This is a genomic window from Catalinimonas alkaloidigena (assembly GCF_900100765.1).
Classification (GTDB): domain Bacteria; phylum Bacteroidota; class Bacteroidia; order Cytophagales; family Flexibacteraceae; genus Mooreia; species Mooreia alkaloidigena.
Window position 1 is genome coordinate 317,120 of the sequence record NZ_FNFO01000006.1, and the last position, 22,496, is coordinate 339,615.

The 22,496-nt window shown below is 57.9% G+C and carries 18 protein-coding genes; 11 read left to right on the forward strand and 7 right to left on the reverse strand.

Going from position 1 to position 22,496, the window contains the following annotated elements:
• Positions 1 to 6: 6 nt before the first annotated feature.
• From BLR44_RS16850 to BLR44_RS16865, 4 genes are all read left to right on the forward strand, one after another.
• Entirely contained in the window at positions 7 to 549 is a 543-nt protein-coding gene (locus BLR44_RS16850) for a YfiR family protein (RefSeq protein ID WP_089684084.1), read from the forward strand.
• A gap of 114 nt (positions 550 to 663) precedes the next feature.
• Positions 664 to 1,242 carry a hypothetical protein gene (locus BLR44_RS16855; RefSeq protein ID WP_143017341.1) on the forward strand — a complete coding sequence of 193 codons (579 nt, stop codon included), beginning with the start codon at positions 664 to 666 and terminating at the stop codon, positions 1,240 to 1,242.
• Between the two features lie 244 nt (positions 1,243 to 1,486).
• A complete protein-coding gene (locus BLR44_RS16860; protein WP_089684089.1) occupies positions 1,487 to 3,991 on the forward strand; it encodes a DUF5723 family protein in 2,505 nt (834 codons plus the stop codon).
• A gap of 201 nt (positions 3,992 to 4,192) precedes the next feature.
• The gene (locus BLR44_RS16865) at positions 4,193 to 5,578 is read left to right on the forward strand and encodes a M20/M25/M40 family metallo-hydrolase (protein WP_089684091.1); all 1,386 of its coding nucleotides are present in this window, start codon (positions 4,193 to 4,195) and stop codon (positions 5,576 to 5,578) included.
• A gap of 7 nt (positions 5,579 to 5,585) precedes the next feature.
• Here the strand turns inward: BLR44_RS16865 and BLR44_RS16870 are convergent, their stop codons facing one another.
• From BLR44_RS16870 to BLR44_RS16890, 5 genes are all read right to left on the reverse strand, one after another.
• Positions 5,586 to 6,059, reverse strand: coding sequence for a heme-binding domain-containing protein (locus tag BLR44_RS16870; RefSeq protein ID WP_089684094.1), 474 nt, complete (start codon positions 6,057 to 6,059; stop codon positions 5,586 to 5,588).
• A gap of 101 nt (positions 6,060 to 6,160) precedes the next feature.
• Positions 6,161 to 7,210, reverse strand: a complete 1,050-nt coding sequence (gene arsS / locus BLR44_RS16875) for an arsenosugar biosynthesis radical SAM (seleno)protein ArsS (protein ID WP_089684095.1) — start codon at positions 7,208 to 7,210, stop codon at positions 6,161 to 6,163.
• Between the two features lie 249 nt (positions 7,211 to 7,459).
• Positions 7,460 to 7,795 (reverse strand): arsenosugar biosynthesis-associated peroxidase-like protein, encoded by a 336-nt coding sequence (locus tag BLR44_RS16880; RefSeq protein WP_089684097.1) that lies wholly within the window; start codon positions 7,793 to 7,795, stop codon positions 7,460 to 7,462.
• An 82-nt stretch (positions 7,796 to 7,877) separates the two neighbouring features.
• Positions 7,878 to 9,605 carry a M3 family oligoendopeptidase gene (locus tag BLR44_RS16885; protein WP_089684099.1) on the reverse strand — a complete coding sequence of 576 codons (1,728 nt, stop codon included), beginning with the start codon at positions 9,603 to 9,605 and terminating at the stop codon, positions 7,878 to 7,880.
• A 67-nt stretch (positions 9,606 to 9,672) separates the two neighbouring features.
• A complete protein-coding gene (locus BLR44_RS16890; RefSeq protein ID WP_089684101.1) occupies positions 9,673 to 10,791 on the reverse strand; it encodes a ferredoxin--NADP reductase in 1,119 nt (372 codons plus the stop codon).
• A gap of 559 nt (positions 10,792 to 11,350) precedes the next feature.
• Between BLR44_RS16890 and BLR44_RS16895 the strand changes: the two genes are divergently transcribed.
• Complete coding sequence (locus BLR44_RS16895) at positions 11,351 to 12,271, forward strand: DUF2167 domain-containing protein (RefSeq protein ID WP_089684103.1); 921 nt, start codon at positions 11,351 to 11,353, stop codon at positions 12,269 to 12,271.
• Positions 12,272 to 12,347: 76 nt separating this feature from the next.
• Here the strand turns inward: BLR44_RS16895 and BLR44_RS16900 are convergent, their stop codons facing one another.
• Both BLR44_RS16900 and BLR44_RS16905 read right to left on the reverse strand, forming a co-directional pair.
• A complete protein-coding gene (locus tag BLR44_RS16900; protein WP_089684105.1) occupies positions 12,348 to 13,103 on the reverse strand; it encodes a GDSL-type esterase/lipase family protein in 756 nt (251 codons plus the stop codon).
• Between the two features lie 49 nt (positions 13,104 to 13,152).
• The gene (locus BLR44_RS16905) at positions 13,153 to 14,796 is read right to left on the reverse strand and encodes a sulfatase family protein (protein WP_089684107.1); all 1,644 of its coding nucleotides are present in this window, start codon (positions 14,794 to 14,796) and stop codon (positions 13,153 to 13,155) included.
• A 305-nt stretch (positions 14,797 to 15,101) separates the two neighbouring features.
• On the opposite strand from BLR44_RS16905, the gene BLR44_RS16910 reads away from it, so the two are divergent.
• The 6 genes from BLR44_RS16910 to BLR44_RS16935 all read left to right on the forward strand — a co-directional run bounded on the left by BLR44_RS16910 (position 15,102) and on the right by BLR44_RS16935 (position 22,483).
• The gene (locus tag BLR44_RS16910) at positions 15,102 to 16,736 is read left to right on the forward strand and encodes a TldD/PmbA family protein (RefSeq protein WP_089684109.1); all 1,635 of its coding nucleotides are present in this window, start codon (positions 15,102 to 15,104) and stop codon (positions 16,734 to 16,736) included.
• A gap of 3 nt (positions 16,737 to 16,739) precedes the next feature.
• Positions 16,740 to 18,380: a TldD/PmbA family protein gene (locus tag BLR44_RS16915; protein WP_089684110.1), complete on the forward strand. Its 1,641-nt coding sequence runs from the start codon at positions 16,740 to 16,742 to the stop codon at positions 18,378 to 18,380.
• A gap of 75 nt (positions 18,381 to 18,455) precedes the next feature.
• Positions 18,456 to 19,778, forward strand: coding sequence for a TldD/PmbA family protein (locus BLR44_RS16920; RefSeq protein ID WP_089684112.1), 1,323 nt, complete (start codon positions 18,456 to 18,458; stop codon positions 19,776 to 19,778).
• A 108-nt stretch (positions 19,779 to 19,886) separates the two neighbouring features.
• Positions 19,887 to 20,582 carry a DUF4159 domain-containing protein gene (locus BLR44_RS16925; protein ID WP_089684114.1) on the forward strand — a complete coding sequence of 232 codons (696 nt, stop codon included), beginning with the start codon at positions 19,887 to 19,889 and terminating at the stop codon, positions 20,580 to 20,582.
• A 240-nt stretch (positions 20,583 to 20,822) separates the two neighbouring features.
• Positions 20,823 to 21,776 (forward strand): AAA family ATPase, encoded by a 954-nt coding sequence (locus tag BLR44_RS16930; RefSeq protein ID WP_089684116.1) that lies wholly within the window; start codon positions 20,823 to 20,825, stop codon positions 21,774 to 21,776.
• 92 nt (positions 21,777 to 21,868) lie between these two features.
• Complete coding sequence (locus BLR44_RS16935) at positions 21,869 to 22,483, forward strand: RNA polymerase sigma factor (protein ID WP_143017343.1); 615 nt, start codon at positions 21,869 to 21,871, stop codon at positions 22,481 to 22,483.
• The last annotated feature ends 13 nt before the right edge of the window (positions 22,484 to 22,496 follow it).

Sequence of the window (22,496 nt, forward strand, 5' to 3'; positions counted from 1 at the left end):
GCCACCATGACCAAGCTCTACCGCGCCCTCTTCCTGGCCATGCTCATCGCCCTCTTCGGCCAGACCCGATACGCTCAGGCACAGGAGATTAACAGCAAAATCACGACGGTGTTCGTGTTTAGCTTTGCCAAGTATATTCAGTGGCCGCCGCAGGCCAGCAACGGCAATTTTGTGATCGGGGTACTGGGCAAAACCGACGTAACGCCGGAGTTGCATCTGCTGGCTGCCTCGCGCAAGCTGGGCGCACGGCAAATCGAAATCCGGGAGATCGGCGACGCCAGCCAACTGGAGGCCATCCGCGCCTGTCACCTGTTGTTTGTGGCCGAACGCGAAACACGCTCCCTCAAAGCCATCGCCGCTCAACTGGAACACGATCCGGTGCTGCTGGTCAGCAACGGCTGGGGATCGCTCAAGCAAACCGGCAGCATGATTCACATCTTTCTGGACGAAGAGTCCGACCGGGTCCGCTTCGAACTGAACCGCGAGCTGATGGCCCAGGTCCACCTGAAACCCTCCGCCCAACTCATTTCGCTCGCCGACGTAAAATAATCGCTTCGTTTGTCCGTACAAGAAGAGAAGTTGCCCTGTTCGGCCCGCTTCCTTTCTTCTCAAAAGCGTATGGTTAGATCAAATTTGGTACTTTCGAAGCTCAAACTCAGTGCTATGCGTACCTTCTCCATTCTAATGCTCGCCCTTTTGCTGGGAGCCGCTTCCTGTAACAAGACCTCTTCGCCGGCCGAGTTGGCCCAACTGCAAACGCAGGCCGATTCGCTGCGCGACAGCCTTGACCACTACTGGCAGGTGATGATGGTTTCGGACGACGTGAAGGCCTACAACGTCGGTCGACTGTTGCAGGAGCTTTCCTACGCGGACAGCGCCGACCCCATTGCCCTGGAACGGGTACGCATGCAACAGGAAGCTATCCTGTCGAAACGGTACGACCGGCAATCGATGGCAGAATCGGCCGCCATCGACCGGTACGACGCCGCGACCGACTCGCTGCTGCGGAGCGCTTTTCAGCTGGCCGCCACGACGCCAGGCTTCGAAAACTACAAGAACGGAGCTGACCTGGCGCGGGAGATCAAACAGGCTGACGACAGCATTCTGCTCTACCGCAACGAGTACGACGAATGGGCCAAGTCTTACAATCTGTTCCTGAAGCAGCACGGCGACGATCTGCAGGTGCTGGGCGAGCCGTATACCACTTGGCAGCCGCTGCCCATTTTCGAGCTCAGCGAGTAGCGCCCGTCTCCCCTTGCTGGGACCGGCACCCTGCCGAATTGGTGACATTTTGTTGCCGCAACTTTGCTATACTCTAGTGGTTCGCCACGCCTACCGGCGTGTTTTCAGCCTACATTCCGGGGTTACCAAAGTCATGTACCAATTATTGTAACATTATAAAAACTAGACTCTTAAGCCTTGCTACTTTCGTTTCCGGAATCATCTGCTTGATTCTCTGACGCTATTTTCACCTGAAGATTAACGCATGAAACGATTGTACCAATGGCTCTGGGGAGCGGCACTCTTGCTCGGAGGTCCGCTATACGGCCAGAGTTACCTGGGTATTGCGAACAGTAACTACGCAGGTACCAACGGGATCTACATGAATCCCGCCAATGCCGCCGACTCGCGGTATCTCGTTCACTTCAACCTTGGCACCGCCGGGGTGAACCTGTCGAACAACTATTTCCAGTACAATGCGCCTTTCTCGCCCTGGGCGATTTTGCGCGATCGCGTCCCGGAACAGTACCTGAACGCTGACGGAAAAGTACAATTTGAGAACACGTTCCTGATCGAGAAGATCAATGGCCGGAGCAAGATGATGCACCTCGGTGCAGACGTGCGTGGCCCTTCGCTGCTCATTGCCTGGAACCAGCGCAACAGCATCGGCCTGTCTACGCGGCTGCGCACCGCCTTCCAGGTCAACAACATGACGGAAAGCCTCGCGCGTACCCTCCGCTACCAGATGGATCATGAAGACCTGTTTGGCGTAAAACAAGAGAATACGCAGTACATGGCGAATGTCAATGCCTACACCGAATATGGCGTGACGTTCGCGCGCGTGTACATGGAAGAAGGTCCGCACTTCATCAAATCGGGCGTTACCCTCAAGTTGCTGAACGGCGTCTACTCAGCCTACATGCACAACCAGGGTACCGACCTGACCGTCTACTCGGCCGATTCGCTGGAAATCCATCAGGCCAACCTGGCGATGGGCTATACCAGCGAGAACCAGACGATCGACGGCAACTCGTTTTTCCGTTCTCCGTCGGGGCGTGGCTTCGGAGCCGACCTCGGGCTGGTGTACGAGTACCGCCCGGATTTTGAAGACCACCAGTTTAAACTGGATGGGCAACCCCGTACCGATGGAAAAGTAAACAAGTATACCCTCCGGCTCAGCGCCGCGTTGCTCGACGTCGGCAATATCTCTTATTCGAACCGCGACCACGTCCGGACCTACACCGCCCAGACGGGCATGCTTTCTTCGGCTTACATGACCGACATGGAAGGCGAAGAGTTTGAGGATTTCGAAGATGTAAAAACGTACGTGGATTCGTTGCTGGGCATCACACCCGGCGAAAAGCGTTTTAACGCAGGACTGCCTACGGCACTGAATTTACAGGCCGACGTTAAAGTCGCCAACCGCCTGTACATCAATGCGACCTGGATGCAAAGCCTGCGGGGACGCAATTTTGTCGGCATGCGCGAAAACACCTACGTTGCCGTGACTCCTCGCGTAGAATTCCGTTGGTTGGAAATCGCGTTCCCCATGTCGCTGACCAACAACTTCTTCAACTTCAACTTCGGTCCGATGGTACGCCTCGGTCCCGTCTTTGCCGGCTCGGACAACCTGGCGGGCCTGATGGGCAAAAGTCGCTCGCACGGCATGGATTTCTACATGGGCGCTTCCATTCCGATCGGGCGCGTCAACCTGCGTAAGAAAGACCGCGACAACGACGGCGTGTCGAACCGCAAAGACCAATGTCCGGAAGCGGCGGGTTCCTGGGAAACCGGCGGCTGCCCCGATACCGATGGCGACGGTGTGCTGAACCGCGACGACCGCTGCCCGAACCTGGCAGGTCCTGCGAACCTGGGCGGTTGCCCGGACAGCGACGGCGACGGCGTAATCGACTCGAAAGACCGCTGCAAAGACATCCCGGGAAGTGCTGAACTGTTCGGCTGCCCCGATACCGACGGCGACGGCATCAACGATCACGACGACCTCTGCCCCGACGTGGCTGGTTCGGCTACGGCCAACGGTTGCCCCGATAGCGACGGCGACGGTGTAGCCGACAAGGACGACAAGTGCCCGACGCTGGCCGGTCCGGAGAAATACCAGGGTTGCCCCGATACCGACGGCGACAAAGTGCCCGATCCAGACGACAAGTGTCCTGAGTTGCCGGGTATTGCGAAGTGGAACGGTTGTCCGGATACCGACTTCGACGGCCTGCCGGACGACATCGATGCCTGCCCAACGGTACGCGGCTCGGCGAAGATGAACGGCTGCCCCGACAAAGACTTCGACGGCGTAGTCGACCACGAGGACGAGTGTCCGTCGCAATTCGGTTCGCCGGAAAACAACGGATGTCCGCTCGTGAAAGTGGCCGAAACCGATCAGCTGGCCGACCTGACTCAGGATGAAGAAGAGACGTTGCGCGCCGCCTTCGAACACCTGGAGTTCGAATCTGGCAAAGCCGTGATCCGCGCCGATTCGAAAGCCAACCTGGACGATCTGGCCAAGATCCTGATCAAGAAAAGCGCCTATCGCCTGCGCATCGACGGCCACACCGATAACGTGGGCAGCGACGCGGCCAACCTGAAACTGAGCCGCGACCGCGCCGAAGCTGTCAAGCTGTATCTGGTGCAGAAGCGTGTCAGCGCCACGCATATCCTGACCGAAGGCTACGGGGAAACCCGCCCGGCAGCCTCGAACGATACAGAAGCGGGCCGCCAGCGGAACCGAAGAGTTGAGCTAAAGGTGATAAAATAGGGTTAGCATGACGGAAAGGCACTCCTGCTTTTCCCACGAAAAAGCCGCCGCGGGTTCCGCGGCGGCTTTTTGCTTTCCATCCCTCTGACCTACTCCGTTAGGCCGCAGGTATTCTCTGCAGAGCTACTTCGCTTCCTCCTGCCATTTTTCTGCACACAATGGGTACCTTCGTCGCGCTTTAACCCACGTTTTCCTTTCACTATGATTCGTTTTTACTGGCTCCTCTCCTTCTTTGTACTTGTTACCGCAAGCTTTGCGCAAACCGACGACGCCGCCACCATCCAAAAAATTTACAACGAGGCTTTGCAAAACGGCCAGAGCTACGAGAACCTCCGCTTCCTGACCAAAGAGATCGGGGCCCGGTTGAGTGGCTCGCCCCAAGCCGCCGCTGCCGTTGAGTGGGGACGCCAGGTAATGGATACGTTGGGCCTGGATCGGGTGTATTTACAGGAAGTGATGGTGCCTCACTGGGTGCGGGGCGCGCGGGAACAGGGGCGCATCCTTTCGCAGCGCTCCGGCGCGGGTCAGGAGGTCAACCTTTGTGCGTTAGGGAATTCTATCGGCACGGGTCCGGCAGGCGTGGTTGGCGAAGTGGTCGAAGTACACGGCCTGGAAGAACTCGATGCGCTGGGTCGTGCGCAACTGGCAGGCAAGATTGTGTTTTTCAACCGGCCGTTCGATCCTGCGCTGGTCAACACCTTTGAAGCCTACGGCGGCGCGGTCGACCAACGGGGCGGAGGCGCCTCGGCCGCTGCCCAATACGGCGCGGTGGGAGTCGTGGTCCGTTCCATGACCACGCGCCTCGACGACGTTCCCCACACCGGCAGCTTGCGCTACGCAGCCGATGTTCCCAAAATTCCGGCCGTGGCGATCAGCACAAACGACGCTGACCGGCTCAGTCGGCAACTGACGCTGGAACCCGACCTGAAGTTCTATTTCGAAACCCACTGCCAGATGCTGGACGACGTCTTGTCTTACAACGTGATCGGCGAAATCAAAGGCACTCAATTTCCGAACGAAGTGATTCTGGTGGGTGGGCACCTCGACTCGTGGGATCTGGGCGAAGGCGCGCACGACGACGGGGCAGGCTGCGTGCAGGCAATGGAAGTACTACGTATCCTTAAATCGTTGGGAATCAAGCCCAAACACACCATCCGGGCGGTGCTGTTTATGAACGAAGAAAACGGCCTGCGTGGGGGACGAAAGTACGCCGAAGTCGCCCAGGCGAACCGCGAAAAGCACCTGGTTGCCATCGAATCGGACCGGGGTGGGTTTACGCCCCGCGGGTTTGAAACCAACGCCTCACCGGCGCAACTCAAACGCATGCAGGGCTGGGTGACTCTGCTGGCACCTTACGGACTTCACGAGATGATTGCGGGGGGCGGCGGGGCCGACATCGGGCCGCTGGAAGCGCAGGGAACCGTGCTGATGGAATACCTGCCCGATCCGCAACGGTACTTCGATTACCACCACACCAACATCGACACGTTCGAGGCGGTCAACCGACGCGAACTGGAGTTAGGCGCCGCCGCCATGGCTTCGCTGGTGTATCTGTTGGACCGCCACGGCCTCGGCAAGGCCAAATAACGCACGCTTACTTGTTAGTAGCGCTCACGCCCAGCTTTTGTCGCTGTGCACTAGCCCAGGACTTGATCAGCGCAATCTTCTCGTCGGTCATGTTGGCATCGGTGTGCAGCCACGTGTAGGCCGGAAGGGGCATGTGCCCCTCTTCTACTTCTTCCACAATCTCTTCCAGTTTGTGGTCCATGCGCTTGGGCGCGTACGAAGCAAATTCCGAGAAATTCAGCTCTTCTTTCCCCTCTTCGATGTGATGATTAAGCCACCAGCTGACCGGATTGATCTGCGCATACCAGGGATACACCGTGTGGTTCGAGTGGCAATCGTAACACGAAGTTTTGAGAGCGACCATCACGTTGTCGGGCACCTCCACGGCGTGCGTAATGTCCCGCGGCGTATTTTCCTCACCGGCGTTGGCTTCCGGACGGATGAACTGGATGAGCACCAGCAGGGCGACGAGGCTGAGTAAAACGATGCGTTTGGTTTTCATAAGCGGAACGTTTGCAAGGCCGGGTGATATCTGCAAAAGTAGGAATCCGCTGCAGACCTCCTGCATTCGTCCCCCCTTCTCACGCGTGATCCTGATAATACTCAGGTCGTGGTACCGCCGCAGCTTGATCCCGCCCCGGCGGTGCACCCGTAACAGTGCTGCCCCACGACGATAGGACGAGTCTCTAAGGCCGCCGCATCAAAATCCCGGACGTGCTGGGGACTTCCGTCAGCGGTGGTCAGGTCCAGCATCTGGTTAAAGTCGCAGTCGTATAGAAAGCCATCCCAACCGACCGAGAGCGTGTTGCGGCACATCACGCCGGGCACCGCCGCCGGATTGAAAGCGGCGACCAGCTTGTGCATGTAGGCGTCGTAATTGCCGCTCCGCAACAGATACTCCAGAAAACGGCTGATGGGCATGTTGGTGATGGCGTACAACTGGTTGAATTCGACGCCCCACTCCTGCTTCAACTTTTGCTTGAACTCCTGCTGCAGTTCCTCCTGATCACCTGGTAAAAAAGCACCGCTTGGGTTATAGACCAGGTTCAACCGCAGGCCGCTTCCCTCCTTGCCGTAGCCGACTTCGTTCAGCATTCGCAACGCCCGAATCGAGCGCTCGAAAACGCCTTCGCCCCGCTGCGCATCCGTACGGCGGGCCGAAAAATGAGGCAGCGACGATACCACTTCTACGCCGTGTTCCCGAAAGAACGACGGTAGGTCGTGGTACTTCGGATTGGCCACGATGATCGTCAGGTTGCAACGCACCATCACCCGCCGGCCCAGCCGACGAATCTCCTCCACGAACCAGTGGAAATCCGGATTCATTTCCGGTGCGCCACCGGTCAGGTCTACCGTTTGCAGATCGGACTTCGCCAGTGCATCCAGACAGAGTTGCATGGTCTCGCGCGTCATGATCTCCTTCCGGTCCGGTCCGGCATCTACGTGACAGTGCTTGCAGGTCTGGTTGCACATTTTCCCCAGGTTCACCTGAAAAATCTCCGTCCGCGCCGGGCGCAACGGCGCATGTCCCACCGCCGCCAGCCGCTCGCCAAAGGACGGAAATGCACCCTCCGGATCAGGACGGTTCAGAATCTGCCGCTGATGATGGGTATCGGCCAGCGCGTGCTGCTGGGCAAGAAGTGACTTGGCCATAAATTGGTTGAACGAGGCGTGAGGAGTTGAGAGTTAAAAGTTGAGCGCTAAAAGTTCCGAGGTGAAGCCAGGCCGCGCGTCGTATAGCGTACGGTGTAAGCGGAGCGTTTGACACGCCTTGGTACGCAAGACAAGCGGCCTACTGCTTTCTGGCAAGCAATGGCGCGTGCTTCAGAGATTCCGGCAAGCACTGTTTACTGCAAACTGTACACCGCCAACTGCCCACTGCAGACGGCCCACTGCCCAACGCTACATGCTTACTTCCTTGGCTTTGTTCATCATCTGCACACCGTGCACCAACGAAGCGCCCCCGCGAATTGCCGCGGCTACGTGGACGGCTTCCATCATTTGTGCCTCATCGGCGCCTTTCTCTAGCGAATCGGTGGTGTAGGCGTCGATGCAGTACGGGCACTGCACGGCATGTGCCACCGCGAGGGCAATCAGCGCCTTTTCGCGCGCCGAAAGCGCCCCCGGTTTGAATACCTCGCCGTAATAGTCGAAAAATTTCTTCCCCAGCGTTTCCTGAAACTCGGTGATGTTGCCAAACTTGCTCAGGTCGGCGGGGTTGTAGTACGTGTTGTTCATAAAAGTAGCGATGTGGTTCAAGTGCTAGAATAGAAAAAAGGGGACATTTGTTTTGTCCCCCGGCTTACATTTTCCAAAAAGATCAGGCGTCGTCACGCTCCAGTTCTTCCCACAGGAAGTCAATCAGTTCCTGGATGTAGTCGACCGAAAAGTCGAAGCGGATGCCCGCCGCTTCGTAGATCTTCCCGATGGGCATGGTGTAGCCCTTCGAGAGGGCCTCTTTGTAACACCGCATGGCTTCGCGGGGACGCTCCCGGTAATTTTTCCAGATGGCCACCGCACCCAGTTGAGCAATGCCGTACTCGATGTAATAGAACGGCACTTCGAAGATGTGCAACTGCTTCTGCCACATCAGGTCGCGGTAATGCTCCAGGCCGGTCCAGTCGACCACGTCGCCGTCGAACTGCCCGAAGATGTCGCGCCACGCGGCGGTGCGCTCCTGCGGCTGATGGTCGGGGTGGCTGTAGATCCAGTGCTGAAATTTGTCGACCGTTGCGACCCAGGGCAGCGTTTCGAAGACCTGCTCCAGCAACTGACGGCGCGCCCGGCGCAGATCGTACGCGTCGAAAAAGTGGTGCCAGTAGTCCATGCTCAGAAACTCCATGCTCATGGAGGCCAGCTCGGCTACTTCGGAAGGCGGATGTTTGAAGAAGGTCAGTTCCAGGTCGCGCGTCAGAAACGAATGCACCGCATGGCCGCCTTCGTGCATCAACGTGGTCAGGTCCCGCAGGCTCGAGGTGGCGTTCATGAAAATGAACGGAATGCCCGTTTCGTCGAGGGGGTAATTGTAGCCGCCCGGTGCTTTGCCCTTTCGTGAGTCCAGGTCCAGGTGGCCGATGCTGTTCATGGTGAAAAGGCACTCGGCAAAGTAAGGATCGATGTCCCCGAAGGTAGTAATGGCCTTGTCGACCAGTTCTTTAACCGAATGAAAAGGCCGCAGCGGCTCGCGTCCCAGCTCGTCGACGGCCAGATCCCACGGGCGAAGCTGTTGCAGGCCCAGCCGTTTTTTCCGCCGGGCGCGAATCTTGTCCATCATGGGCACCACCACCTCGGCCACGGCCTCGTGGAAACGGTAACAGTCGTCGATGGAGTAATCGAAGCGCCCCAAGGCCAGGAACATGTACTCCCGGTAGTCCTGACAGTTGGCATTGACCGCCAGGTTGTGCCGCATAGTGATCAGCGAACTGAACAATTCGTCGAGGCGGTCGGAATCGGCAGCCCGCCGTTCCATAATCTGCCGGTAGGTCGACTCGCGCACGGCACGGTCGGTCGACTGCAACAAATCCGACGCTTGCGGCAAGGTCTTCTCGATCCCCCCGATCATCACCGTCATGCCCCCCACCACGGCTCCGTACTGCTGCTGCTCCATCTGGATGCGCATGTTGAGCTCGATGTTGCTGTCCCGATACAGGTTGCAGTCTTTCTTGACGTTGCGCAACAGCACCTGAAACGCTTCTTCTTCCAGCTCGTGCGCGAACGGACTGTTTAAGAGCTTACGGTCCAGCCGGTTGGCACAGGGTGCGACCTTCGGCTCGATGTGCTCGACAAAATCGTGAAAGCGCTTCTGCTTTTCCGGATTATTGGTATCGCAGGTCATGTGGATGTAACGCCAGCCCAGCTCTTCCGACAGGGCGGCCTCCAGTTCACTGCGATCGCGCAGCCAGTGGCGCAACTGCGCACCCGATTCGATCGTGCGCGCTTCCAGTTCCTGAAAAAAGGACTCTACCGACTTCCAGGACGTAATCTCAAAATCGGACGGCAGGTAATGACGCCGCTTCTGGACGACGTGTCGGTCTTTCAAAACGCTCATGAGAGTGATAAGTAGCGGTTAGCGTTGCGCACAGTAGCGTAAACTCGTTGTTGTCTTCCGACCGCGATCAGCCGATCTCGATGACCACGTCTTCGCTGAGCGGATGCCCCACGCAGGTCAGCACGTATCCCTGGGCCATCTCCTGTTCGGACAGGCCCTCTACGTCGTCGAGGTAAACTTTGCCGGACAGGCAGCGCCCCCGGCAGGCCGTACACATGCCGCTCTGGCACGAGTAGGGCATGTCGATGTTCAGGTCCAGCGCCGCTTCCAGAATGCTCTGGTTTGCCGCCACTTCGATGACGTGCTCCTCGCCTTCCAAAATGACCTTCACCACGTACGGCTGTCGCCCCGCATGGGCGGCACCGGCTTGTTTTTGCGCCGCGGCCAGGGCCACTTCGTCGGTTTTGGTCACGAAGCTTTCGCGGTGAATCTGCGTTTTCGGAACACCCCACGCCTGTAATTCTTCCAGCACGGTTTTCATCATGCCGTCGGGTCCGCAAACAAAATATTCCGTTGTCTCCGGACGAGGGGCCATGCGCGCCCGCACCTCCCGCAACACGTCGCCCGACAGGCGACCCGCTACGGCGTGGGTCAGGCCTTCCAGGTCGTTGCTGCGGCTCAGCACGTGGATGACCTGCAGCCGGTCGGCGTAGATGGCCTCCAGTTCGTCCAGCGTCGTGCGGAAAATGATGGCGTCGGGCACGCGGTTCACGTACACGAGCGTCACCCGGCTCTGCGGCTCCTGGGCCAGCACCGATTTGGTCAGCGAAATCAGCGGCGTAATGCCACTTCCTCCGGCAAACATCACCACGTGCCGCGCGTTGGAGGCCTCCAGCGCCAACGTAAACTTCCCGTCGGGCGCCATGATCTGCAGGCGGTCTCCCTCCTTCAGGTGTTCGTTGAGGTGGTTGGAGACCAACCCGCCGTCCACGCGTTTCACCGTGACGCCGGCTTCGGCATCGACGTGCGGCGACGTGCAAAGCGAATACGAGCGACGCACTTCTTTGCCGTCCAGTTGCAACACGAACGTGATGAACTGCCCCGGCTTATAGGTATAGCCTTCGGGCAGGTCGAAATACAAACTAATGGTATCGGACGTTTCCCGCACAATGCGCTTGACGACCACTTCGGGGAAGTGGTGCTGCGGCCGTTCCCCTGAAAAAAGTTGCTTGAGTTTCTTGAACATACGAATTGATCATGTGCCCTACAGACCGGGTCGTCGTGCATAGGGCTGCATACAGAGTTCCACAATATTACCCCAAAAAGGCTCCCGACCTACAAGCCGGATCGGCTTGCAAACGTTCCTGAAATTATTCAGATCGATTTTAAATTAAGGCTTTTTTGAAACCAAAATCCCCTAAGTCTCTTACAATCAACCATAACCAAGCTTTCACGATCATGAAAACGACAGACAAGAGTGTTCGGGAAACGCCCAGAACCTGCCCCCGTTGTCAAGCCAACGCGTTGCAGGCGTGCAAAAAGCCACACGAGCCGAACTGCCCGCGCGGTCCGGAACGCAAGGTAGAAGAACACTAATTACCCATAGATTTTACATTTAGGTCACGAGGACGCTCTGAGAGCGTCCTTTTTTGTTGTGCCTTAGGGTGAGTCAGTTAGCACTTACCCATCGAAAAAATCAATGCGTACGCGGGCAATCTTGCAGCATCTGTCTAAAAAACTACTATATTCGAAAGTTACTACATACGCTCATCTGTGTTCATCTTTTAACCGCTTAACAAATTCGTATGGTATTTTCTACACATTCCCGCACGGGCATGTTCGTTTCGGGCCTTTTCGCGACGGTGTTGTGCACCGGTGGCTTTTCGGCCTATGGCTTCGCCGAACCGGACGTCCCGGAGGTCGATTCAACCGCCCTGCAGATCGCGCAGATCAACGAGTCGTTTCGCTACGAAACCGGCGAAGTCACCATCGGCGACGACCTCGCCCGCATTCAGGTGCCGGAGGGCTACCGCTTTCTGGACGCCGAGCAAAGTAAGTACGTCTTGAGCGACCTGTGGGGGAATCCGCCCGACGAGTCGACGCTCGGCATGCTGGTCCCCGACGGCTACGGCCCGGCCAGCGACGACATGCCGTTCGCGGTGGAAATTTCGTATTCGGAGGAAGGTTACATTTCGGACGAAGACGCCGAAGACCTGGATTACGAAGACCTGCTGGAAGAGATGCAGGAAGACGCCCGAACCGCAAATCAGCAACGCCAGGAAGCGGGTTACCCTACGGTAGAGCTAGTCGGTTGGGCCGCGCCGCCATTTTACGATCTGGCCAACAAAAAGCTACACTGGGCCAAAGAACTTCGCTTCGAAGGAATGGACCAAAATACATTGAACTACAACATTCGGGTGCTGGGCCGTCGTGGGTATCTGGTCCTCAATGCGATCGGCAACATTCATGCGTTGCCGGCCGTGCAACAGGACGCCGATAAAATTCTGGCCAGCGTCGACTTTACGGAGGGCAACCGGTACGCCGATTTCAATCCGGAACTCGACAAAGTGGCTGCGTACGGCATCGGGGGACTGATCACCGGAAAAATTCTGGCAAAAGCCGGCTTTTTCGCGCTGCTCCTCAAATTCTGGAAAGTACTGGCGGCCGGGGTGGCCGGGGTGTTTTACTTCCTGAAACGCAGGCTGTTTGGCGGCACGCAAGCCTAAGAAGCAAACCTTCTTTTATACAAAAATCCCCGTGGCACTGCGACGGGGATTTTTGTTTTCCGACGAAATAGGGTCGTTAGTGCGCCACGTCGCGATACGCTTTTTCCAGCACCGGCTTAATTTTATCGGTCCAGAGCACGTAGCCGGTGGGGTTCATGTGCAGGTTGTCTTCGATAAAAATATCGTCCCGCACCTTTTTGCCCGACGGTTGCATCATCACTTCGTCGACGGCGATGTAGTGCAACGCCGGGTCCGATTTGGTAAACGTTTCGATCAGCCGATTGGCCTCTTCCATCTGCGGCCACTGTTGCCAGCGCGCCACCGACGGTTTGATGGCCAGAAAGTAAATCTCCGCATCCGGTAATTTTTCTTTGGTCAGGGCCGTAAACTTTCTGGCATTTTCCAGCACATAGGCCGGTGATTCGCCGCGCGCGATGTCGTTGTCGCCTTCGTACACCACCAGGATGTCCGGCCGACGGGGCACCACCAGGCGGTCGTAAAAATGCAGCAGGTCGTAGAACGTCGATCCCCCGAAGCCACGCGGAATGACGGGCAACGGGGCCAGGTCCTGTTCCATCGTCTCCCACTTCCGAATGCTCGAACTCCCCACCAGCATAATGCCGCCGGTAGCGTCAGTCTGTTGGTCAATGGCTTCGTAAGCGGCCACTTCGCCTTCGAACCGTGCGGGGTCGGCCGGAGCCGGTTCTCCCGTCGTTTTGGCGACGGCATTTGCTTGGGTGGAAGCGGTTTGTGTCGGCCGGGGAGCGCAGTGCGCAAACCACAGGGTTGCCAACAGGCAGAGGGCGAGGCCAGACGTGAAATGTTTTTTCATCGGTATGGTTTAAAAATGGAGATGCGCGGGTGCATCGGTGCGTTCAAAGTTAGCGGAATCGGGTAGTATCGCTCAAGGTATAGCCAATGCGCAGCGCGACAGCTTCCCACGCCGCAGGTTCGGCCGCGGCAAAGGGTTGCTGGTAGACGCGCCAGCGTGCTTCTCCCGTAGGTCGGTAAGCGATGGACGCACCGGGCGTGGCGCACGTCAGCGTCCACCGTCCATCTTCTTGCGCAAAGGTGGGAGCCGCCGTAACGGGCTGGCGCCCGTTGGGCCACATCATTTCGCGCAGCTCTTTTTCCGGAATAAATCCTTTGTCGCCCGTCGCGAACATCCAGCGGTACAGCGCACCCCGCAACTCCGCCCGCTTCTCGGCATAAGCCGGATCGGTCGCCAGGTTGTGTTGCTCAAAGGGATCTTCCTGATAGTCGTAGAGTTCTTCTTCGGGCTTGGTCTGGAACCACCGCTCCGCTTCAGGGTTCAACTGGCCCGCCCGATGCAACCGCAGCATCTCGCGCATCATCGGCATGTTTTCCCGGTAGGCAATGTTCTGGAGGTTCGGCTTTTCGGGTTGGAAGTTGCGCACGTACTGGTAGCGTCCGTCGTGCACGGTGCGCACCATGTCGTACTCGGAATCCATGCGGTCGCGGGCGGCATAGATATATCTGCGCGGGGCGGCAGTTTGCGGCCCCAGAAAAGCCTGTCCCTGCATCCAGTCCGGCACCGGCAACCCCGCCAGCGACAGCACTGTCGGTGCAAGATCCACGAACGAAATCAGCCGGTCGTCGGTCGAACCGGCGTTCTTTTTTCCGGGAAAACGGATGATCATCGGCACGCGCAGCCCCCGGTCGTACACCTCGCGTTTGTAATACGCCTGTCCCGAGCCGTGGTCGGTATAGAAGAAGATGATCGTGCTGTCGAGCAGACCCGCCTCCTCCACCTCGCGCAGGCGCTCTCCCACAAACCGGTCCAGTTCCACGATGTTGGAATAGTTGCGGGCCAGGTCCTGCCGAATTACAGGGTTGTCGGGGTACAGCGGCGGGACGGGCACCTGGTCGGGTTGGACGTAGAGCGTGCAGTCTTTCCGTGCCCAGATCTGCGACTCGTGGGTCACCATCGCATTGAAAATGGCAAAAAACGGCGCACCTACGGGGCGGTTGCGCCAGTGGGCCCGGGGACTGCTCTCGTCCCACACCGTAGGCGGCGCATCGAACTGGTAATCCTCTTTGCTGTTGTTGGTGGTGTACCACCCCGCCGCCCGCAGCATCTCCGGGTACAACCGGATCTCGGCCGGAATCACCGCCCGGTACGCTTCCAGGTCGGTATCGTCCGTTACGGGCATGGTGCGCATGTTGTCGGTTCCCATGTAGGTCGGGTACATGCCCGAAATCAACGCCGACCGGCTCGGCGCGCACACACCCGATACCGAAAACACATTCGTATACCGCACCCCCTCAGCGGCGAGGCGGTCGAGGTTCGGCGTATGCGCGGTAGAATCGCCGTACGCCGCCAGGTGCGGACTCATGTCTTCGGCCGTAATCCAGAGGATGTGGTAGCGGGACGCGGTTGAAGGAGAAATAGAGTCACCCGATATATCTCGCTGATGATCAACACTTTGACTTGATTGACAGCCGCTCCAAAGGCAACCTGTCAACAGGATAAAAAGGAAGAAATGGCGAGGGTGGTGGTGCATGCGACGTAAAGTAGAATTCTTTGCGGAAAAGAGAGATGCCTTTGCTCAAGTGCACAAAAGTTCAGACGCCATCTTGCCTGACTTGGGCTTTCGTACTATTTTCGGAGGCGTAAGTTTATTACGGAAAAGTTACGCTATTTTTAACGGGTTCCACCACGTTTCCCGATGACCGGCACCTGCACCTCTACCACACGCCGCTAATCAACTTTCCACTCAGCCTGCAGAACTTCGCCGCCGTGTGTAGTTTTGATTAAATGTACTATTTATATTACGTGGTCAATTTTTTACGCTAACCTTTCTTTCCCTTGAATCGACGAGATTTTGTACAGTTGACCGGTTTTGGTCTGGGCGCACTCATGGTGCCACTCCCTGCGTTTAGCCGCGCCATCGATCCGGCCGCGGCCCTGGTTCCCCTCCTGGACGTGGCGCAGAAAAAGGCGCTGGCCGACGTGGTGCTCAACCAGGCCAAAGGCCTAGGGGCCAGCTACGCCGACTGCCGCATCGGGCGCTACCTGAATCAATTTATTTCTACGCGCGAAGATCGTGTCCAGAACATCGTCAGCACTGAGTCGTTCGGAGCGGGGATTCGGGTGATCGCCAGCGGCACCTGGGGGTTTGCCGCCACCAACGACGTAACGCCCGACGGGCTGAAAAAAGCCACGCAACAGGCCATCGCTATTGCCAAAGCCAACGCCAAAATCCAGAAAGAACCGGTGCAACTCGTGCCCGTCAAAGGCTACGGGGAGGTCAGCTGGAAAACCCCACTTCAGAAGAACGCCTTTGAAGTGCCGGTTAAGGAGAAGGTCGATTTATTGCTGAACGCCAACGCCAAAGCCATGGAGGCAGGTGCTAATTTCATCAACAGCAACCTCTTCCAGGTCAACGAACAGAAGTACTTTGCTTCGACCGACGGCAGCTACATCGACCAGGACATCCATCGCATCTGGCCAACGTTTTCCGCCACGGCGACGGGCAAAGACGGTTTCCGTACCCGGCAGGCGCTCAGCGCCCCGATGGGCATGGGCTACGAATACCTCGACGTAAAACCGGAAGATAAAATTGCCGGACCCAACGGCCTGATTCTCTACAATCGCTCGTACGATATCGTGGAAGATGCGGTCGCGGCGGCCCAACAGGCCAAAGCCAAACTCACCGCCAAATCGGTGCAGCCGGGCAAATACACGCTGGTGCTGGAGCCGAATCACCTGGGCCTGACGATCCACGAATCGGTGGGCCACCCGCTGGAGCTGGACCGCGTGCTGGGCTACGAAGCCAACTACGCCGGCACCTCGTTCGCTACGCTCGACAAGTGGGAAACCAAGTCGTTCGAGTACGGCAGCAAGCTGGTCAACATCTTCGCCGACAAAACGCAACCGGGTTCGTTGGGTGCAGTAGGCTACGACGACGAAGGGGTCAAAACCAAGCGGTGGGACCTCATCAAAAACGGTATCCTGGTCGACTACCAGAAAATCCGCGACCAGGCGCACATCCTGGGACAACGGGAATCCGACGGCTGCTGCTACGCCGACTCCTGGTCGAGCGTGCAGTTTCAGCGCATGCCCAACGTCTCGCTGGCCCCCGGCACGGAAACGCGCTCGGTCGCCGACATGATCAAGGGCGTCGAGAACGGCATCTACATCGCCGGACGCGGCTCCTACTCCATTGACCAGCAACGCTACAACTTTCAGTTCGGTGGCCAGTTGTTCTACGAAATCAAGAACGGCGAAGTCACCAACATGCTCGAAGACGTAGCCTATCAGGCCAATACGAAAGAGTTCTGGAACTCACTCACGCAACTGTGCGACGAGAGTGATTACCGTCTGTTCGGTTCGTTTTTCGACGGAAAAGGCCAGCCTTCGCAGATCAGCTCGGTCTCGCACGGCAGCCCGACTTCGCGCTTCGACGCTATCAATGTCATCAACACGGCCCGTAAAATTTAGACCATGAATAGACGCGATTTTACCCGCCTGGCGGGATTTGGGGCCGGAGCGGCCTTCGTACCCTGGCCCGTGATGGGGCAATCGGTGGCACCGGAAGCGTTACTAGAACCCCTCCTGGACGTAACGCAGAAAAAGGCGCTGGCCGACGTGGTGCTCAACCAGGCCAAAGGCATGGGCGCCAGCTACGCCGACTGCCGCATCGGGCGCTACCTGAACCAGTTTGTGATTACCCGGGAGGACAAAGTGCAAAATGTGGTGAATACCGAGTCGTTCGGAGCGGGGATTCGGGTGATCGCCAACGGCACCTGGGGGTTTGCCGCCACCAACGACGTAACGCCCGACGGGCTGAAGAAAGCCACGCAACAGGCCATCGCCATTGCCAAGGCCAACGCCAAAATCCAGAAAGAGCCAGTGCAACTTGTGCCCGTCAAAGGCTACGGTGAAGTGAGCTGGAAAACCCCGATTCAGAAAAACGCCTTTGAAGTACCGGTTAAGGAGAAGGCCGATTTGCTGCTGAGTGCCAATGCCAAAGCCATGGAAGCGGGCGCGAACTACGTCAACAGCCGCCTGTTCCTCGTCAACGAACAGAAGTATTTCGCCTCGACCGACGGCAGCTACATTGACCAGGACGTACATCGCACTTGGCCCAGTTTCACGGTGACGTGCATCGACCCGAAAGAAGGGAAATTCAAGACCCGCCAGAGCCTGGGCAACCCGGTCGGCATGGGCTACGAATACCTCGACGGACGGACACAGGATCGGCTGGCCCTGCCCGGCGGCGTGGTGGTGTACAAAGACACGTACCATTTGGTGGACGATGCCGTGGCCGCGGCCAAACAGGCGCGCGAAGCCCTGACGGCCAAAACGGTGCAGCCGGGCAAATACACGTTGGTGCTCGATCCGTCGCACCTCTGGCTGACGATCCACGAGTCGGTGGGCCACCCGTTGGAGCTGGACCGCGTGCTGGGCTACGAAGCCAACTACGCCGGCACCTCGTTCGCTACGCTCGACAAGTGGGAAACCAAGTCGTTCGAATACGGCAGCAAGCTGGTTAACTTTTTTGCCGACAAGCTGCAGCCCGGCTCACTCGGGGCCGTCGGTTACGATGACGAAGGCGTGAAAACGAAACGCTGGGATCTGGTGAAGAACGGCATTCTGGTCGATTATCAGAAAATCCGCGATCAGGCGCACATTTTGGGCCAACGGGAATCCGACGGCTGCTGCTATGCCGATTCCTGGTCGAGCGTGCAGTTTCAGCGCATGCCCAATGTCTCGCTGGCCCCTGGCGCGGAAACGCGCTCGGTCGCCGACATGATCAAGGGCGTCGAGAACGGCATCTACATCATCGGCGATGGTTCGTACTCCATCGACCAGCAACGCTACAACTTTCAGTTCGGTGGCCAGTTGTTCTATGAAATCAAGAACGGACAGATCACCGGCATGCTGCGCGACGTGGCCTATCAGGCCAACACGAAAGAGTTCTGGAACTCGCTTTCGCAGGTGTGTGACGAGAGCGACTACCGGATGGGAGGCTCGTTCTTCGACGGCAAGGGCCAGCCCAGCCAGTCGAGTTCGGTTTCGCACGGCAGCTCGACCGCCCGTTTCGACGGCGTCAACGTGATCAACACCGAACGGAGGATTTAACTTCCAGTAACGGCGAAACCAACGCCAACCAAGTCATTCATCTTCACCTCTTTACCATTCGAATACTTTTCTATCATGGCAATATTATCAGAAGCAGAAGCGAAACAGATTCTTCAGAAAGTGATCGGCTTTTCGAAGGCGGACGAGTGCGAAGCCAACCTCAACGGCAGCACGCAGGGCAACATCCGTTACGCCCGCAACACGGTGTCGACCAGTGGCTCTGAAACCAACACGTCGCTGGTAGTGCAGTCGGCCTTCGGCAAGAAAGCGGGCACCGCTACCGTGAACGAATTCGACGATGCTTCGCTCGAAAAAGCGGTCCGCCGCTCGGAGGAACTGGCGCAGCTGGCTCCGGAAAATCCGGAGTACATGCCCGTGCTGGGGCCGCAACAGTACCAGAAGTCGCCGACGTTCGTGCAGGCCACAGCCGACATTACGCCCGACTACCGTGCGCAGGTAGCGGCCAGCAGCATCGAGCCCGCCCGGAAAAAAGACGTCACGGCGGCCGGCTTCCTGCAGGATTCCGCCGGGTTCTCGTCGATGATGAACTCGAAAGGGCTGTTTGCTTACAACCAGGAGACGGGCATGGACTTCACCGTCACGATGCGCACCAACGACGGCACCGGCTCAGGCTGGGTCAGCCGCGATTACAACGACGTCCGTAAGTTCAACGCCGCCGAGGCGTCGCAGATCGCCATCGAAAAGGCGCTGCAATCGCGCAACGCCAAGGCCATCGAGCCGGGCAAATACACCGTGATTCTGGAACCGGCCGCCTCGGTCGATCTGCTGCAAAACATGGTCTTCAACATGTCGGCTCGCACCGCCGACGAAGGCCGCAGCTTCCTGAGCAAAAAGGGCGAGCCCGGAAAAAACCGGAAGGGCGAAAAGTTGTTAGACGAACGCGTCCACATTTACATCGATCCTCAGAATCCGGACCTGCCGACCGCCACGTGGTCGGGCGACGGCCTGCCGGTCAAAAAGATGGACCTGATCAGCAACGGGGTGGTAAAAAACCTGTTCTACGACCGGTACTGGGCTCAGCAACAAGGCGTTGAACCAGTCGCCTTCGGGCGTTCGTTCATCATGGAAGGGGGCTCGGGCACCATCGAGGACCTGATTCGTGATACGCAGAAAGGCATTCTGGTGACGCGCATGTGGTACATCCGCACGGTCGATCCGCAGACGCTCCTCTACACGGGCCTGACCCGCGACGGGCTGTTTTACGTCGAAAACGGCAAAATTCAGTATCCGCTGAAAAACTTCCGTTTCAACGAGAGTCCGGTCATCATGCTCAACAACCTGGAGGCCCTCGGCAAGCAGTACCGTGTGGACGGCAACCTGGTGCCGGTCATGAAAATCCGTGACTTTACCTTCACCAGCCTCTCCGACGCAGTTTAATTTTATGTGGTGAGGTGGTGGTGTGGCAATGGAGTGATGGTTGCCGATGACCACGCACTTCTTTTGCATTCGCCATTTCACCACTTTGCCATTTCACACCTGTCACGTATGGCCGGTACGATCAACCCGAAATTGGGGAATTACCAACGTTTCGCGCGGGGGGCCACACACGCCCTCGTCCCGCCGCGGGGGTTTTTCTTCACGCGGTTGCAGTACAATTCGGGCGATTGGAACACGGACCAACGCATGCCCTCCAACCTGATGAACTCGCTGATCGAGTACACGACTGTGCCGGTCGACACGCAGGAAAACGTGATTCCGCTCAGCAGTGAGAAGCTGTTCGAAGCACCGTTCTGTTACCTGAGCGGTCACAAGCTGGTGGAGTTCGATCCGCAGGAGCGCCGGAATCTCAAGCAGTACGTGGACCGGGGAGGGTTTGTGTTCGTGGACGACTGCAACCACGACATCGACGGGCTGTTTGCCAAGTCGTTCGAGGCGGAAATGGCGGAAATCTTCGGTCCCAACGCCTTGAAGAAAATCCCGAATTCCCATCCCCTCTACCGTGCCTTTTTCGAGTTCGAAGATGGGCCGCCCAACACGTCCGTAGAGCTGAACGGCTGGGGCGACGACCTCGTCCACGACTACCTGAAGGCAATTGAGATCAACGGCCGCATCGGCGTGCTGTACAGCAACAAGGACTACGGCTGCGAGTGGGACTACGACTTTCGGAACAAACGCTGGCTGGCCGTCGACAACACCCGCTTCGGCGTCAACATCGTGATGTACGCAATGGTCGGGGCGTGACAATGAACGAATGAGTGAATTACAGAATGAGTGAATGAGGGCGCAGAGCGCATGGAGCGGAGAGCAGAGCGTTTGAGGTTTAAACTGCCTGGCGGCCCGGTCTGAACTCCTTAACCTTCCAACGTTCTACACCTGCAACCTAGTAACCACTGCACCCATCCACGATCACTACTACCCTAAACTTGTAACCCACTGGAAACCACAGAACAAACCATCCAGGAACTGATCTCAAAACTGGCGATGCTGCGGCAGGAAATCGGCAAGCGGATCGTAGGACAAGAAGAAGTCATCGAGCAACTGCTCATCACGTTTATGGCCGGGGGGCACACGCTGCTGGAGGGCGTGCCGGGACTGGCGAAGACGCTCATGATCCGCACGCTGGCGGAGGCGACGCACCTGGAATTCCGGCGCATTCAATTCACACCCGACCTGATGCCGACCGACATTGTCGGGACGGAGGTGCTGGAAGAGGACGCGACGACGGGCAAACGCTTTTTCAAATTCAACCGGGGGCCGCTGTTTGCCAACATCATCCTGGCCGACGAGATCAACCGGACGCCGCCCAAAACGCAGTCGGCGCTGCTGGAGGCCATGCAGGAATTTTCGGTAACCTATGGCGGACAGACTTACCCCCTGCCCCGGCCGTTCTTCATCCTGGCGACGCAGAACCCCATCGAACAGTCGGGTACGTTTCCGCTGCCAGAGGCCCAGCTCGACCGCTTTCTGCTTTACATCCGCCTCGACTACCCCGGCGAAGAAGAAGAGTTCAACATCTTGCACCAAACCACCGGCAGCCGCCGGGTCGACGTCCGCTCCGTCCTTTCCGGCGAAGACCTGATGCAACTGCAGCAACTGGTACGCGACGTGACCATCAGTCCGGACCTGATCCGCTGGGTGACGCACCTGGTCCGCGCCACGCGCCCGACCACGACGGCGGTGGCGTTCGTACACGACTGGGTGCAATGGGGCGCGGGGCCACGCGCAGGCCAGGCCCTGATTCTGACGGCCAAAGCACGTGCCTTGCTCCACGGACGCTACGCCGTCACGCCCGAGGACATTCGGCATGTGGCTTACCCCGTGTTGCGCCACCGCCTGCTGATGAGCTTCAAGGCCGAAGCCGAGGGCATCTTGTCCGATCAGGTAACCGAGCGACTTCTGGCGGAAGTGAAGCCGCCCACGTCGGCGCTGGGATAACGCCTGGTGCCGGAAGTCTATCGGGGGTTTTGGAGAACGGGCAGGAATTTTCTAGCTTGAGCGGCAAAGCTTACCTATTCCCTCCCACCACCATGAGTACCGCCAGTCCCGAAGCGCTGTGGATGACATTTTTAGCGGGTGATGAAGTCGCGTTCACAAGCCTTTACCGAGCCTTTTACCGTGATCTGTTCAAGTACGGCTGCCGTCTTCTGCACGACGACGACCAAGCCCAGAATCTTATTCACGAACTGTTTCTGGACCTCTGGGACAAGCGTGCTCAGCTATCCAGCGTCCACTCGGTCCGGGCCTACCTGCTGGTAGCATACCGCCACCGCATCCTGCGTTTTCTGGATACGGCCCGACGATATCCGCTGAAAAGCCTGAACGAAGTGACCGCCCTGCCGCAACTGGGTTTTACGTTTTCGCCCGAGGATTTTCTGATCGACGAAGAACACGACCAGGCCAAGAAAGAACGGCTGGTGCAGGCCATTAACCAACTGACCGATCGCCAGCGCGAAATCATCTACCTGCGCTACTACCGCGACTTGAGCCTGCCTGAAATTGCCGAGGCCCTTTCCATCAACTACCAGTCGGTGGCCAATCACCTGCAACGCGCTTTTGCCGTGCTTCGCCAGGATAAGGCCCTGCGCATTGCCCTGGAACTTTCCAGTCTGGCGCTGCCCCTGTTGTGGTGGTTTTTGCACTAAAACAGCTTTTTTA